Annotated in this window: 13 protein-coding genes; 11 read left to right on the forward strand and 2 right to left on the reverse strand. The window is 64.6% G+C overall.

Annotation, left to right across the window (positions count from 1 at the left end):
- Positions 1-2: 2 nt before the first annotated feature.
- Entirely contained in the window at positions 3-1667 is a 1665-nt protein-coding gene (locus AC1ROT_RS12930; protein WP_492999438.1) for a PepSY-associated TM helix domain-containing protein, read from the forward strand.
- Between the two features lie 231 nt (positions 1668-1898).
- Here the strand turns inward: AC1ROT_RS12930 and AC1ROT_RS12935 are convergent, their stop codons facing one another.
- Together AC1ROT_RS12935 and AC1ROT_RS12940 are read right to left on the reverse strand one after the other, a co-directional pair.
- Positions 1899-2675, reverse strand: coding sequence for a GntR family transcriptional regulator (locus tag AC1ROT_RS12935; protein WP_492999440.1), 777 nt, complete (start codon positions 2673-2675; stop codon positions 1899-1901).
- Positions 2662-3951 carry a Zn-dependent hydrolase gene (locus AC1ROT_RS12940; protein ID WP_492999442.1) on the reverse strand — a complete coding sequence of 430 codons (1290 nt, stop codon included), beginning with the start codon at positions 3949-3951 and terminating at the stop codon, positions 2662-2664. Before AC1ROT_RS12940 ends, AC1ROT_RS12935 begins: the two co-directional genes overlap by 14 nt.
- A gap of 326 nt (positions 3952-4277) precedes the next feature.
- Between AC1ROT_RS12940 and AC1ROT_RS12945 the strand changes: the two genes are divergently transcribed.
- The 10 genes from AC1ROT_RS12945 to AC1ROT_RS12990 all read left to right on the forward strand — a co-directional run bounded on the left by AC1ROT_RS12945 (position 4278) and on the right by AC1ROT_RS12990 (position 14241).
- Positions 4278-5369: a ring-opening amidohydrolase gene (locus tag AC1ROT_RS12945; protein WP_492999444.1), complete on the forward strand. Its 1092-nt coding sequence runs from the start codon at positions 4278-4280 to the stop codon at positions 5367-5369.
- A complete protein-coding gene (locus tag AC1ROT_RS12950) occupies positions 5362-6258 on the forward strand; it encodes a phytanoyl-CoA dioxygenase family protein (RefSeq protein ID WP_492973374.1) in 897 nt (298 codons plus the stop codon). Before AC1ROT_RS12945 ends, AC1ROT_RS12950 begins: the two co-directional genes overlap by 8 nt.
- Before the next feature lie 4 nt (positions 6259-6262).
- On the forward strand, positions 6263-7195 hold the full coding sequence (locus tag AC1ROT_RS12955) for a polysaccharide deacetylase family protein (protein WP_492999445.1): 933 nt from the start codon (positions 6263-6265) through the stop codon (positions 7193-7195).
- The gene (locus AC1ROT_RS12960) at positions 7192-8202 is read left to right on the forward strand and encodes an isopenicillin N synthase family dioxygenase (RefSeq protein ID WP_492999446.1); all 1011 of its coding nucleotides are present in this window, start codon (positions 7192-7194) and stop codon (positions 8200-8202) included. The genes AC1ROT_RS12955 and AC1ROT_RS12960 overlap by 4 nt, the downstream gene beginning before the upstream one ends.
- Before the next feature lie 64 nt (positions 8203-8266).
- Positions 8267-9769 (forward strand): amidohydrolase family protein, encoded by a 1503-nt coding sequence (locus tag AC1ROT_RS12965; RefSeq protein ID WP_492999448.1) that lies wholly within the window; start codon positions 8267-8269, stop codon positions 9767-9769.
- Positions 9766-10875, forward strand: a complete 1110-nt coding sequence (locus AC1ROT_RS12970; RefSeq protein ID WP_492999449.1) for an ABC transporter ATP-binding protein — start codon at positions 9766-9768, stop codon at positions 10873-10875. The genes AC1ROT_RS12965 and AC1ROT_RS12970 overlap by 4 nt, the downstream gene beginning before the upstream one ends.
- Before the next feature lie 26 nt (positions 10876-10901).
- Positions 10902-11942, forward strand: coding sequence for an extracellular solute-binding protein (locus tag AC1ROT_RS12975; RefSeq protein WP_492999451.1), 1041 nt, complete (start codon positions 10902-10904; stop codon positions 11940-11942).
- Positions 11943-11944: 2 nt separating this feature from the next.
- Positions 11945-12793, forward strand: a complete 849-nt coding sequence (locus tag AC1ROT_RS12980; RefSeq protein WP_492973368.1) for an ABC transporter permease — start codon at positions 11945-11947, stop codon at positions 12791-12793.
- Positions 12786-13586, forward strand: a complete 801-nt coding sequence (locus AC1ROT_RS12985) for an ABC transporter permease (protein WP_492999452.1) — start codon at positions 12786-12788, stop codon at positions 13584-13586. Before AC1ROT_RS12980 ends, AC1ROT_RS12985 begins: the two co-directional genes overlap by 8 nt.
- Complete coding sequence (locus tag AC1ROT_RS12990; RefSeq protein WP_492999453.1) at positions 13573-14241, forward strand: aspartate/glutamate racemase family protein; 669 nt, start codon at positions 13573-13575, stop codon at positions 14239-14241. Before AC1ROT_RS12985 ends, AC1ROT_RS12990 begins: the two co-directional genes overlap by 14 nt.
- Positions 14242-14490: the final 249 nt, after the last annotated feature.

Consider the following 14490-nt stretch of genomic DNA (forward strand, 5'->3'; position numbering starts at 1 on the left):
ACATGATTCGCGCCGATATCGTCAGGCTTTACAAGACGGTTCACACATGGACCGGCATCACCTGCGGCTTTGCGCTGTTCATCGCCTTCTATGCGGGCGCGCTCACCATGTTTCAGGAACCCATAGCACGCTGGGCTTCGCCGCCTGCCGTGGGTGTGGCCGCGGTCCCTCTGGACGATGTACCCCGTCTCCTCGAATTGGTCGCCGCGGCTCATCCTCAGGCGCGGGCGGAAGGTATCAAGTTGCATCTGCGAGGGTATGAGAACGAGCCTGCGCGGGTAACCTGGGAGGAGGATGAGCCACACGAACCAGGTCAGCCGCATGGGCATGTCCACTGGTGGGGGACGCTCACTCCAGACGGCACGCTGCTGGCGAAGCCGGAAGAGCCGTCCGAAGTGGCCGAGTTCATCAACGACATCCACATGCGCGTCGGGATACCACGGCCCTGGGGATCGTATTTTATGGGGGTGATCTCGCTGCTCTACGGTGTGGCGCTGATCGCAGGCGTCATCACGCTGTTGCCGTCGCTCGTGAAGGACTATCTTGAGCTGCGTGTCGGCAAAAATCTCAAGCGCATGTGGCTGGATGCCCACAATGTCGTTGGAATTACGGCACTCCCGTTTCACATCGCGATCGCGATCACCGCGACCGCATTGAGCCTCAGCAGCCCGCTCTGGTCCGCGCAGGAGAGCGTGATCTTCGGCGGCAAGCAGGCCATCCTGGACGACCAGGAAAATGAGCCGCGCAGAGCGCCCAAGCCGATCGGCGAGGCGGGCGTAATGATGGCCCCCGCGCAGCTGCTGCAAAAACTCAAAGAGCAGGTGCCCGATCTCGAGCCCCGTTTCCTGATCTTCAAGAATTTCGGAGACAGGGCCGCTTCGGTGAGAGTCCCCGGATGGGAGCGTGGCTATGTCGGAGATTACCATCTCGGCGGCGTCATGCTCAGCGCTGTGACCGGCGAATTGCTTAACGACCTCACACGTCCATCGCGCCAGGATCCGGATCGTCGCGCGGCAGAGACATTCTACGGCCTGCATGCCGGGCATTATCAAGGGGCGACGATTGCCTGGGTATACTTCTTACTGGGCTTATCCGGCGCGTGGCTGTTTTACAGCGGCAATCTGCTCTGGATCGAGACACGCCGGAAGACTGCCCGCAAGGGCGGCGAGGTCGAACAGTCGCGCTCGACGCGCCTCCTGGGCAGCGCGACCATAGGCGTGTGTCTCGGCTGCGTGGCGGGCATATCGCTCACCATCGTGGCGGCCAAATGGCTGCACGGTCGCGTTGCCGACCTGAACCACTGGCATGAGCTGATCTATTACGCCGTGTTCCTCGGCTCGGTCGCATGGGCCTTTGCCTGGGGCGCGGCACGCGCGGCCGTCCATCTGCTCTGGCTATGCGCCGCCGCGACGGTGGCGATCCCACTGACAACGCTGACGGCACTCCTGTTTCCGACGCTCGGCATGTGGGCGCACGGCAGCGCCGGAACCATCGGCGTCGATGTGGTCGCCTTCATCGGTGCGCTTTGTTTCGCATGGATGGCAGCCGCTACAACGCGCCGGATAAGGAACGGCCCGGCCGATAGCATCTGGTCGATCCGCAAGTCTGATGAGGGCACGCGTCGCCTGTCGCGCCCCGTTATTAGGGATAGGTGGGTGGGGCTTTAGGCCCGCAAATATTCTCAAGATACGTGGTAATTCCGCGGTGTCTTCTCAGGGAAGAGTAGTAAAATTTCTCAATTTTTTGGTGCGACCCACCTGAATCGGCCGATTTACTCTCATTTAACCTGAGATCAGACAGCTACCGCGTTAGCTGGCAATTCCGACCGCACATTCTGGCCATGGGCGAGTCTTGCTGCCGCGCTTCGCGCTAGGGCCTGCGGTACAACGCGCGCTTTCTCAGGCCCGCTCCCGGGTCGGCTTTCTCCCGGCGGGCGGTGATTTGGCCACCGGCGTGCAGCGGAAGACATCTTCCAGACTGGTGAAGTTGTCGACCCGGTCACGCACCGACAGCATCGTCTCCAGCCCGACCAGATGATCCAGCATCAGCTTCGCGGCACGGGCGGCATCGCCTTTGAGCACGGCGTCCGCGATATTCTCATGTTCGTGAGGACCGGCGCAGTTATGCAGGCGTTTGGGCGCGAACAGCGAGAAGTGTAGCGAGGAGCGGGTCAACAGGCCGCGCAGCATGTCGACGAGTTGGTCGTTGCCGCTCAGCTCCGCCAGCAGGAAGTGGAATTCGGCCGAGAGCTTGAACAACCGGCCGCGGTCGTCGGTCTTGATCGCCTTTTTCTCGGCCGCCACATGCTGGGTCAGGCGCTCGGTATCGATGAAGGCGCGCCGCGCCGCCAGTTTGTTGGCGATGCCGACCTCCAGGATCTTGCGCGCCTCGTAGATGTTGTGCAGTTCCTCGATCGTCGGCGTCGGCACGAAGGTGCCGCGATTGGGAATCATGTCGAGCCAGCGCTCATGCGCCAGGCGATGCAGCGCCTTGCGCACGCGTTCGCGGCTGACCCCCAGCGCCCGCGCCAGCGTTGGCTCCTGAAGATTGAGTCCGGCCGGCAGCTTGCCCATCAGCATGGCCTGGCGGATGGCGTTGTAGATCGCCTCGTCGGTATCGACGTCGCCCTTTTTCTTCGGTTCGGCCGCAGTGCGCTTGGTCTTAGACGGCGGCATCGATATCCTCCACGGCGGCCACCAGAAGCTTCAGGCCCTGGGCGAAATCCGCCATCTCCATGGCTTCGTCCGGATTGTGGCTGCCATGTGCGTTGCGGATGAAGATCATGGCCGTCGGAATGCCCTTGTTGCCGAAAACCGCCGCATCGTGGCCGGCGCCGCTGGCCATGGTCATGGCGGGAATTGACAAGGTCTTAGCCAGACCGGTCAGTCTGTGCAAGTGCGTCGGGTCAATCGGCCCGGGCAGTGCATTGGTATAGGCGCCAAGCTCGATCTGCACGCGCCGCTGCCGGCCGATCTCGTCGGCATGGGCGCGCAGGCGCCGGTCGATGGCGAGCAGCACGTCATTGTCTTCGCTGCGGATGTCCATGGTGAACCACAGCTCGCCGGGAATCTTGGTCATGGTATGCACGGCTGTATCGGTGTGGAACTGGCCAACCGTGCAGACCAGGTCCCTGCCATCCTGTTCATGCTCCAGCCACAGCGCCTCCAGGCGGTGGATGAAGTCCACGCCGGCCAGCAGGGCATCCTGGCGGCTCTCGCGCGGCTCCGCCCCGGCATGGCCGTAACGCCCGGTGATGCGGCAATGGCGATAGCGCAGATTGCCGCGGATGCCGGTGACGATGCCGACGGGCAGCGCGCGCTGGACCAGCACGGGACCCTGTTCGATATGCAGTTCGAGAAAGCAGTGCACGCGATCGGGGTCGATCTGCGGTTCGCCGGCCCGGATGCGGTCGGGCGCGAAACCGGCCAGCGCCATATGCTCGGCCAGGGTCTTTCCGGTATCCGGCCGGCGGCAGGCATCGAGGGCTGCGGGCTCCAGCAGGCCGAATGCGGCACGGCTGCCGATATAAGGCGCGGGGAACCACGACAGTTCCTCGGCGCGTACCCCCATCACGGTGATGTCGCGCTGTGGCTGCCGGCCGGCGCGGCGCCAGCGCGCCAGCATCGCCATGCCGGCGACCACGCCGGCGGCGCCGTCGTAATTGCCGCCTTCGGGCACGGAATCAAGATGCGAACCGGTCATGATGGCCGGCAGGCTGCGGTCGCGACCGGGCAGCGTCAGGTACAGATTGCCGGCCGCATCAATGCGCCGCTCCAGATGCAGGGTCTCTCCCAGCCGGCTCATCAGATTATGAGCCATCTGCTCGCCCTCGCCATAGGAGGCGCGGGTGACGCCTAGCCGGCTGCGCGATCCGACGCGCAGCTCGTCAAACAGCGTCGCCGCAAGCGCGGTCTCCGTCGCAAGGTCTGCGTCCAATCCGCTGGTGCTCATGTCGCTTCAGTCGCGTCCTGCTGCATCATTTCCATATACCGGGCGTTGCAATCTCCATGCCGCCGAAGGCACGCGGATTTCTCCATGATTTGGCAAGGCTGGCGCATTCGGCGGCACAATCCGTGTCGCAAATATGTGCACATCTGAATGACGAATGTGCACATATTGGGCTGGACGGGTCTGGGCCGCCCGTTGGGCGCTATCGGCCGGATCGTCCGAATACTCCCGTAAATCAGGGACTTCCCGACATTTCCCGCCATCACCCCGGATCTGGCACGGCGGTTGCAATTTGACCCTGCGGAGGGCGGTCCCTCCGGAGGGCCGCGATGCCGCGTCTGGGGGAAGTGTTCAGTTTCGGGATGACCGCGCCGGCGGATATGTCGGCGCTCACCGTAGCCATTGCCGAGGGCCGGATCGATCCGGCTGCGGTGGTCTGCGTCTACGTGAAGACTGAAGGCAACGGCCAGGACAATGACTTCAGCCGCGATGTGGCGGCGATGACGTTGCAGGGTATTTTCTCGCGTTACGGCGTGGCGCCGGTGCTGATCGCCTCGGGCGGCTGCGAGGGTGTGCTGTCGCCGCATTACATCGTCGTGCAGCGACGCAGCGTGCAGAATTCGTCGGCGGGCGATATGCGTGCCCTGGCCGTCGGCCATGCGCGCACCCGTCTGCTGGCGCCGGAAGAGATCGGCACGCTGGCCCAGGTGCGGGCAACGGCCGAGGCAATTGAGACGGCCATGCAGGATGCCGGCATGACGGCGGCCGATGTGGCCTTTGTGCAGATCAAGGCCGCCCTGCTCACCGATGCCGCCATCGCCGATGCCGCAGGCCGCAAGGTCGCGGTGCGGGCCGTGCGGCCGCATGCCTCCAAGCCGCTGACCCGGGCAGCCTGCGCCATCGGCGTGGCCGCCGCCCTTGGCGAGGTCGATATGGCGGGTCTGACCGATGCTGCGCTGGATGATGGTAGCCTGCAGACCAGCCGCGCCATCGTGACGCCGGGCAATACCGACATGCGCTGCGATATCATCGTGTTCGGCCATGCAACGGGCTGGGTCGGCCCGCATCGCGTCGGCGCCACCGCGCTGCACGACCTGATCGACCTGAAATCGGCGACCGGTCTGTTGCGCCGGCTGGGCTTTGCACCGGACCCGCAACTGGTGGCCGCGGAAAGCGCGCGCATCGATGGCGTGCTGTTCAAGGGCGATCCGCCGGCCGCCGAGGTCATCCGTGGTCGCCGCCACGTGATCTGGCGCGACAGCGATATCCAGCCGCCACGCCATGTGCGCGCCGCCGTCGGCGGCATGTTGTCCAGCCTGCTCGGCAACACGCGCGTCTTCTGCGCTGGCGGGGCCGAGCACCAGGGTCCCGAAGGGGGAGGGGTGCTGGCGGTTTTCTCAAGGGAGGCAAGCAATGCCTGAGGCTGCTGCTGTCAAAAACGCCACCGGCTATCGCCAGACATTCGAAACCAATGGCTGCCTGATCCTGCAGGATCAGCTCTCGGCCGCAACGGTTGCGCGCATGCGCGAGGCGGCCGACGCGCTGATGGCTGGCGGCGAGGGGCGCGGGCCGGGCGACGCCCATTACGATTTCGAGCCGGAGAAGCTGAACGGCCAGGCCGTGATCCAGCGCATCAAGCGTCCGCACGAGATCAGCCCCTTCTTTGCCGAACTGGCGCGGGCGCCGGAAATCCTCGATATCGTCGAAGACCTGATCGGTCCCGATATCCGTCTGCATCATTCCAAGATCAACGTGAAGATGCCGTCCGTCGGTTCGCCGCTGGAATGGCACCAGGACTGGGCTTTTGTGCCCCACACCAATCCGTCGATGGCCTTCGTCTCCATCGCGATCGACGCCTGCACGACGGAGAATGGCCCGCTGCATCTGCTGACCGGCACGCACCGGACCGGACTGCGCGACCATCATCATGGCGGCTATTTCTTCGGCGCTATCGATACGGACGCGGAGAGGATCGACACGACGGCGGCGGAAACCCTGATCGGCCCGCCCGGTGCAATGTCGATCCACCACCCGCTGATCATCCACGGCTCCGGCCACAACACCAGCACGGGATCGCGCCGCATCCTGTTCTTCGAATATGCCGCCGCCGACGCCTGGCCGCTGTTCTACGGCGTGGACTGGGACGAGTATGAAAGCCGCATGGTGCGTGGCCGGTCCAGCCAGTGGCCGCGTCTGTCGGATACGCCGATCCGCATGCCCTATCCGCGCCAGACCAAGGGCATGATCTATGACCTGCAGCAGCAGTTCAGCAAGCGCTTCTTCCGCGCCGACAATGCAAAGAATGGATGAACCGGTGACCGCACGCGACCTTCACGGTTACGGCTCCGAACCGCCTGCGGTGCAGTTGCCGAATGGCGCCCGCCTGGCGGTGTCGCTGGTGGTGAATTTCGAAGAAGGCGCCGAACTGGCAGCCGGCGATGGCGATGCCAGCAGCGAGCGCATCTCCGAAGTGGCCAGCGTGGTGCCGGAGGGTCGCTGGGACCAGGGCACCGAGCAGATTTTCGCCTATGGCATGCGCGCAGGCATCTGGCGGGTGCTGGAGGCGCTGAAAGCCCATGGCCGGCCCGCCACGTTTTACATGTGCGGCCGTGCCGTCGAGCGCTCGCCCGACATCGCGCGCCGCATCGTGGCCGCCGGGCATGAGACCGCCTGCCATGGCTGGCGCTGGTTGCCGCATGCCCATTACGACAGCCCGGAGGCCGAGCGCGCCGACCTCAGGCGCTGCGTCGAGGTGATCCGGCTGGCCACCGGCGAACGGCCGGCCGGGTTTTTCTGCCGTGGCAGCGAAAGCCGCTGGACGCGCGACATCCTGCGCGAGCTGGGCTTCACCTATACCAGCAACGGACTGGATGACGACCTGCCTTACTGGGACGCCGAGAATCCGGCGCGACCGCTGCTGGTGGTGCCCTATGCCTTCGACACCAATGACATGAAATTCTTCCATCCGAACGGCTTCGTGCTTGCCGACGAGATGGTGGCCTATGTGAAGGACGCCATCGAAGTCCTGCTGGCCGAAGGCGTGGCCGGGCGTCCGAAACTGCTCAATATCGGCTTCCACCTGCGCATCATCGGCCGGCCGGCGCGGTTTGCTGCTTTTCGCCGAATCCTGCAGTTGCTCGACAGCTACGGCGACCAGGTCTGGGTGCCGCGCCGCATCGATCTGGCGACGCTCTGGGCCGAACAGTTCCCGGCGCAGGCGCACCCCGTCATGGAGGAATCCGCATGAACAGGCAGAGCATTCCCACGGTGGACATCGCGGGCTTCCTGAACGGGTCGGCCGCAGACAAGGCGCGGGTCGCCGCCGCCATTGCAGCTGCCAACGAGAGCATCGGCTTTTTCGCCATCACCGGTCACGGTGTTCCGGACAGCGCCTACAAAGCTGCCTATGACGCAGCCTATCGTTTCTTCGATCTGTCCTTCGATGAAAAAGACCTGGTCAAGCGGCCGTCACCGGAGGCGAGCCGCGGCTACAACGCCGTCGGCCGCGAATCGCTGGCCTACAGCCTCGATGTATCGGCGCCCTTCGACCTGAAGGAGACCTTTGCCATCGGACCGGTCGACCTGCCGGCCGATCCGGATTACGTCGGGCCGAAATCCTATCCGCATTTCCTGCCCAATATCTGGCCCGACCGGCCCGAGGAATTGCGCACGGCCTGGATATCGTATTTCCGCACGATGCACCGGTTGGCCGATGACATCATGCGCATCTTCGCCGTGGCGCTGGATCTGCCGGAATCCTGGTTCGCCGACAAGACCGACAAATGCATCAGCCTGTTGCGGGCGCAGAACTATCCCGACCAGCCGACCCCGCCGCAGCCGGGGCAACTGCGGGCCGGCGCGCATTCCGACTATGGCGCGCTGACCATCCTGCGCGGCGATGATTCTCCGGGTGGTCTGCAGGTGCGCACCCGCGACGGCGACTGGATCGATGCGGCGATTCCGCCCGGCGGTTTCATGATCAACATCGGCGACCTGATGGCGCAATGGACCAACGACCGCTGGGTCTCCACCCTGCATCGCGTGGTCAATCCGCCGGTCGACCGCCGCTCGGGCTCGCGCCGCCTGTCGATCGCCTTCTTCCATCAGCCCAATTACGACGCGGTGATCGAATGCATCCCAAGCTGCCAGCCCGAGGGTGGCAAGGCGCGCCATGCGCCGATCACCTCGGGTGAGCACAAGCGCTTGAAATTCGCCAAGGCCAACAACGTGAAGATCGAAGCCATCGCCTCGTGATGGGATATGCCATGCCCGGAGGGCTGACGCAGTGACAGTGACGCTACTTTCAGGAGCGCAGGTATTGCCGGACAGCCGCAGTGCGGCACGGCACGCCGACCTGGTGATCAGGGACGGCCGCATTGCCGCCATCGAGCCGGCCGGCACGGTGCCGGCCACGGCCGCCGACACGGTGGTCGATGCAACGCGCCTGCTGCTGGCCCCCGGCCTGGTCAACGGTCACCTGCATTCCTGGGATCATTACCTGAAGGGCTGCCTGGAAAACCTGACCATGGAAGTGGCCATGGCGCTGATCCGGCCGCGGCGCCCGGTGCAGATCACGCCGCGGCAGATGTATCTGCGCACCATGATCGGCGCCATCGAGTCATTGCGCACCGGCGTCACCACCTTGGTGGACGACCTGTCGCTGGGCCAGACCTTCTCGCGCGAGCATGTGGACGCGGCGCTGCAGGCCTATGCGGATACCGGCGTGCGGGCGCTGGTCGGTTTCAGCATGATCGACCGCGCCGTGGTCGACAGCTATCCCTATCTCGACGACTGCTTCCCGGCGGAGCTGCTGGCCGAACTGCGGGCCCTGCCGCGGCCGCAGGCCCAAACCCTGCTGGATCTGGTGACCGATCTGGCCGGCAGCCACCACCCGGCCTCCTCACGCGTCGGCGTGCTGGTGGCGCCATCGGCGCCGCATCGCTGCACCGATGATTTCCTGCGGCGCTGCCGCCGGCTGGCCGACGATCTGGCCCTGCCGGTGATGACGCATTGCCAGGAAACCCGCATGCAGATCGTGACGGGCCATGAATTCTACGGCAAGTCGATGGTCGCCCATATGGCGGAGATCGGTTTCATCAAGCCGGATACCACGCTGATCCACGGCGTCTGGCTGTCGAAACGCGACATCGCCCTGATCGCCGATCTTGGCGCCACCGTGCAGTACAATCCCTGGAGCAACGCCATCATCGGCGCCGGCATCGCGCCGGTGCGCGCCTGTCTGGATGCCGGGATCAATGTCAGCATGGGCACCGACGGTGTCGGCCTGCCCTTCGGCGTCAACATGCTGAACGCCATGGGCATAGGCGCCGTGCTGCCCAACCTGGCCAGTCCGGACATGAAGCAGTGGCTGACCGCGGCGGAAATCCTGCGCGCCTCCACCGAAGGCGGCGCGGCGGCGCTCGGCATGGGCAAGGAGATCGGCCGGATCGCCGTCGGCATGAAGGCCGATCTCGTCGGCTACCGCCTGGATTCCACCACCTTCACGCCGCTGAACGACCCGGTGCGCCAGATCGTCTATGCCGAGCGCGGCAGCAATCTTGCCCTATCCATGGTGGATGGCCAGATCGTGATGCGCGACGGTCGGCTGACCACTATCGACGAGACAGCGATCCTGCGGGAAGCGCAGGCCGCCCATGCGGAACTGATCGATCAGCTGACTTCGTCGCAGGTCGACACCGCGCCGTTCAAGAATGCCATCGAGGCGGTGTACCTCAAATCCCTGAGCTGTCCGATCGCCCATGACTATTACGCGGCCATGGTGACCGGCAACAACATCGCCGCCACCGGAGGCGTGCCATGACGGCGACACGCGGTCACCAGCTCACCGTGTCGCGCGTCTCGCATGCCTATGCGGGCGTGCCGGCGCTGACCGAGATTTCGCTCGACATTCCGCCAGGTAGTCTCACGGCATTGCTGGGTCCATCGGGCTGCGGCAAGACCACGCTGTTGCGGGTGATCGCCGGCTTCATCCGCCAGACGGCCGGATCGATCCTGGTGGACGGCGCGGCCATCGACGATATGGCCGCGGCCGAACGCAGCATCGGTATCGTGTTCCAGAATTATGCGCTGTTTCCGCATATGAGCGTCACCCGGAATGTCGGCTATGGCCTGCGCGCCCGTGGCCAGCCCGCGGCTGTCGTGGCCGAGCGCACCGCCGAGATGCTGCGGCTGGTGCAGATGGAGAAATTCGGCAATCGCCTACCCGGCGAGCTGTCGGGCGGCCAGCAGCAGCGCATCGCACTGGCGCGCGCGCTTGCGGTCGAACCCAAGATCGTGCTGCTGGATGAACCTTTCTCGGCGCTGGACAAGAGCCTGCGGCTCGACATGCAGATCGAGGTGAAGGCGCTGCTGCAGCGGACCGGCGTGACGTCCATCCTGGTGACCCATGACCAGGAAGAGGCGCTGTCGATGGCCGACCAGGTCGTGGTGCTGAATCAGGGCCGCATCGAGCAGCTCGGCAGTCCGGCCGATCTCTATGACCGGCCGCGCACGCTGTTCGTCAACCAGTTCCTCGGCCATGCCAACCTGCTGCGTGCCACCCTGCGCAACCGCGACGGCGGCAGCATCGGCCTCATACTCGATACCGGCGCCGCCTGCACGCTGCCCAGCGACAAGGAGCTGGCGCCGGGCAGCGCTGTCTACCTGTCGGTGCGGCCGGAAAACCTGCGCCTGACCGACGCCGCCGGCGGCCTGTTCACCGCCACCGTGCGTCAGGTGCTGCCGCTCGGCTCCATGGATGTGATCGAAGCCGAGACTGCAACCGGCACCGTGCTCAAGTTCACCCAGCCGCATCAGCGCGGCGGCATCCGCAACACGGCGGGCGAGCTGGTCCATATGGCGATCCGCGATCCGGCCGCCTGCACGATCTACTCCGCCGGCACCCAATCCACCTCCGCAGACCACTAACCAGACAGGCAAGAAGGGGACACCACATGCAGATCGATCGCCGTACCATGCTTGGCATACTCGCCGGCAGTGCCATGGCCGGGGCATTTCCCGCCATGGCGCAGTCGAAAGAGGTCTTCATCGCCACTTACCCGGGCAGCGTCGACGAGGGCTTCAAGGCCGTTGTCGGGCCGCAGATCCGGCAGAAGTTCGGCGCCACCTCGGCTTTCTCGCCGATGCTGAATACCGACCTGATCGGCCGCATCCAGGCCTCGCGCAGCAACCCGCCCTTCGACGTCGCGATCTGGGACAACGGACCGATCATCACGGCCAAGCAGGACGGGCTGCTCGAGAAATTCCTCGAGAAGGACAGCCCCAACTATGCCGACATGCCGGCCAATCTGCGCGACCCGGACGGCTTCGGCCCGGCGATGGCGCTGACCTCCATCGGCATTGCCTATAACCCGAAGAAGATCAAAACCCCGCCGACCTCGTGGAACGACCTGTGGAACCCCGAATACAAAGGCCGCGTCGGCATCGTCGGTCCGGCCTCCACGCTGGGCACCACCTTCCTGATCGAGGTGGCCAAGCTGCGCGGCGGCTCGGAGACCAATATCGAGCCGGGCTTCGCCGCGCTGAAGGAACTGGTGGCCAATGTCGGCGCCATTCCGCCCAACCCGGGCGCCCTCACCACGGCGCTCAGCCAGGGTCAGGTCGATATCGCGCCGAACTTCTTCAACAATGTCGCCGCCCTGAAGGCGCGTGGCGCCGATATCGCCTTTGCCGTGCCGTCCAGCGGCCTGCCGCTGCAGACGGTGACGGCTTCGGTGATCAAGAATTCCCGCAACCCCGAGCTGGCGCAGAAGGTGATCGACCTGCTGATCGATCCCGTCGTGCAGGCCCAGCTGGAAGCGGCGCCCTGGATCATGATGCCGGCCAACCCGAAAGTCGCGCTCACCGGCTTCAACCGCGATGTGGGTGCCACCGTCGGTGATGTGCTGAAGCGCGGCATCTTCCTCGACTGGACCAAGTTCATCGCCAGCCGCCCGGCCTGGGTCGAACGGTTCAACCAGGAAATCCGGGTCTGATCATGCGCGCGAGCGGCACGGCATCGGGATATCTCTCGGCTGCGCCGCTCGCGCTGCTTTTCACTGTCGCCTATCTGGTACCGGTGGGTATCCTGGTCATCATCAGCCTGTCGGCATCGACCAGAGGTTTCGATTTCACCCTGGCGCATTACGTTGCGGCGCTGACCAATGGCTTCAATCTGGGGATCCTGTCCGACACTCTGGTGCTGGGCCTGCAGGTGTCCTTTGCCACCATGCTGGCGGCCTATCCGATCGGCCTGCTGTTCATGCGCTGTGGTCCGCGCGGCCGGGCCATCATCGTGTTCCTGATCCTGCTGCCGATGCTGACCAACACGGTGGTGCGCACCTTTGCCTGGATGATCATCCTGGGCCGCGAAGGCGTCATCAACATTTCGCTGATGAGCATCGGCTGGATCGAGGAGCCGCTGCGCATGCTCTACACCCGCACCGGCCTGATCGTGGCGCTGGTGCAGATTTTCCTGCCGCTGATGGCGCTGCCGATCAACGCCTCTCTGGCGCGCATCAACGACAACCTGGTGAAGGCGGCCGAAGGGCTGGGTGCCAGCCGGTTCTACATTTTCCGCACCGTGATCCTGCCGCTGTCGCTGCCCGGCGCCATCGCCGGCTTTCTGCTCACCTTTGCCGGATCGTCCACCGCCTTTGTCAGCCAGACCCTGGTCGGCGGCGGCCGCCAGATCTTCATGCCGCTGCTGATCTACCAGCAGGCGATTGGCGTGCAGAAATGGAATGCCGCGGCGGCGCTCTCCATCGTCTTTGCTATCGCCATCCTGGCCATCGTATTCGCGATGAACCGATACTCGCGCAAATACCTGCGGGGCATGGATGCTTAAACTGCGGAACCTGAGCTATGAAACCGTGGTCGGCCTTTTGGCCGCGGCGTCGGTGATCCTGCTGGTCGCGCCCACGCTGGTGATTCTGGTCATGTCGTTTACGGGCGATTTCCTGTTGCGGTTCCCGCCGCGCTCCTGGTCGGTGCGCTGGTATATCGAGCTGTTCGAGAATTCACCGCAGATCGCCACTTCGGCCTGGATCAGCCTGCAGGTGGCGCTGATCTCCACGCTGGCCTCCACCACGCTCGGCACCCTGGCCGCGCTTGCCATCGCGGGGCGCAAATCGGCCTGGGCGGTGGCGCTCGATTCGCTGTTCATGTCGCCAATGGTCTTCCCGGCCATGTCGCTCGGCCTGGCGCTGCTGCTGCTGCTCTCACTGCTGGGCTTGCGGCCCGCGTTGTGGAGTCTGGCTATCGGCCATACGGTGATCGTTACACCCTTTGTCATCCGCATGGTCTCGGCCGCGGTGCAGCAGCTGAATCCGGTCCTGCTCGACTGTTCGGCCAGCCTGGGAGCGAGCCGAGTGTTCACCTTCTTCAATGTCACGCTGCCGCTGATCCGGCCCGGTCTGCTGGGTGGCGCCGTGATCGCCTTCCTGAGTTCCATCGACCATGTGCCGGTTTCGCTGATGCTGTCGGATCCGCGGGTCGAGACCCTGCCGGTGAACCTGTGGATTCTGCTCGACTCCAACCTGGATGTGCGCGTGGCCTCGGTCTCGGGCATTATCGTCGCCATCACCCTGGTGGTCATCCTGGTGCTGGACCGCCGCATGCTGGGTCATGTCTCGCGCTAAGCGTCTTCTGATCGTCAATCCGAACAGCTCTGCCGCAGTCAGCCAGCGGCTGCGCGAGGTCGCCGATGCGATCCTTGCCGGTCGAGCGACCGTTCATGTCGAGACTGCCATTGGCGGACCGGCATATCTGGGTGACCCGCAGACCATGCGGGCCGGGGAGGCAGCGGCAATCGCGATGGTGCGTAACCTGTGCATCGACCAAGGTAAAATGTTTGATGCCATCGTCATGGGCTGTTTTGCCGAGCTTGGGGTCGCGGCGGTACGGCAGATGATGGATGTTCCGGTCTGCAGCCTGCTCGGAGCCTCGTTGCTGGCGGCAGGCCGCCACGGTCGGCGGCTGGGGATCGTGACCGCCGGTGCGCAATGGCGTGATCTGCTGCCGCCGATGGTGGCGCCGCTCTTGCGGCAGGGTGACATGGTCCTGGCCGGCATTCGCACCATCGATACCACTGGCACTATCGTCGCCGAGCAGCCGAATCTTGCCATCGGGGCGCTGAATCAGGCTGTTGCGGATTGCCGGCACCATGATGATGCCGACGTTATCGTCATTGGTGGGGCAGGGCTTGGCGGCCTGACGGCCAGCTTGGATGTGGCAGCCGGCGTCTCTGTCATAGGCAGTGTTGAAGCCGCCCTCATACAGGCCTTGGGTGAGTGACCACAGGCATGGCCACCAGGCGGGCTGGGTGCCGTCTCACAGTTCAGACCGTGATCCCAAGGGGGCGGCGGGAATTCCCAATATTTCTGGTTATTTAGGGATATCTAACTCAGACAATAGAGGTATGCCTTATCAATATTCCCGGTGCGGCTCGTGGGAATCAGCCGCTTTGTTCTCAATTAACCTGAGATCTGACACCGGGAACGAACAGACTGGCTGCTGCAGGCCGCGTCCGTGTGCGCGCGCGAA

The sequence above is a fragment of the Ferrovibrio sp. GW821-FHT12E11 genome, assembly GCF_058806975.1.

Bases quoted from the DNA above. Each gene is read 5' to 3' on its own strand.
- AC1ROT_RS12930 (WP_492999438.1), top strand. From the start codon at position 3: ATGATTCGCGCCGATATCGTCAGGCTTTACAAGACGGTTCACACATGG.
- AC1ROT_RS12935 (WP_492999440.1), bottom strand. From the start codon at position 2,675: ATGCCGCCGTCTAAGACCAAGCGCACTGCGGCCGAACCGAAGAAAAAG.
- AC1ROT_RS12940 (WP_492999442.1), bottom strand. From the start codon at position 3,951: ATGAGCACCAGCGGATTGGACGCAGACCTTGCGACGGAGACCGCGCTT.
- AC1ROT_RS12945 (WP_492999444.1), top strand. From the start codon at position 4,278: ATGCCGCGTCTGGGGGAAGTGTTCAGTTTCGGGATGACCGCGCCGGCG.
- AC1ROT_RS12950 (WP_492973374.1), top strand. From the start codon at position 5,362: ATGCCTGAGGCTGCTGCTGTCAAAAACGCCACCGGCTATCGCCAGACA.
- AC1ROT_RS12960 (WP_492999446.1), top strand. From the start codon at position 7,192: ATGAACAGGCAGAGCATTCCCACGGTGGACATCGCGGGCTTCCTGAAC.
- AC1ROT_RS12970 (WP_492999449.1), top strand. From the start codon at position 9,766: ATGACGGCGACACGCGGTCACCAGCTCACCGTGTCGCGCGTCTCGCAT.
- AC1ROT_RS12975 (WP_492999451.1), top strand. From the start codon at position 10,902: ATGCAGATCGATCGCCGTACCATGCTTGGCATACTCGCCGGCAGTGCC.
- AC1ROT_RS12980 (WP_492973368.1), top strand. From the start codon at position 11,945: ATGCGCGCGAGCGGCACGGCATCGGGATATCTCTCGGCTGCGCCGCTC.
- AC1ROT_RS12985 (WP_492999452.1), top strand. From the start codon at position 12,786: ATGCTTAAACTGCGGAACCTGAGCTATGAAACCGTGGTCGGCCTTTTG.
- AC1ROT_RS12990 (WP_492999453.1), top strand. From the start codon at position 13,573: ATGTCTCGCGCTAAGCGTCTTCTGATCGTCAATCCGAACAGCTCTGCC.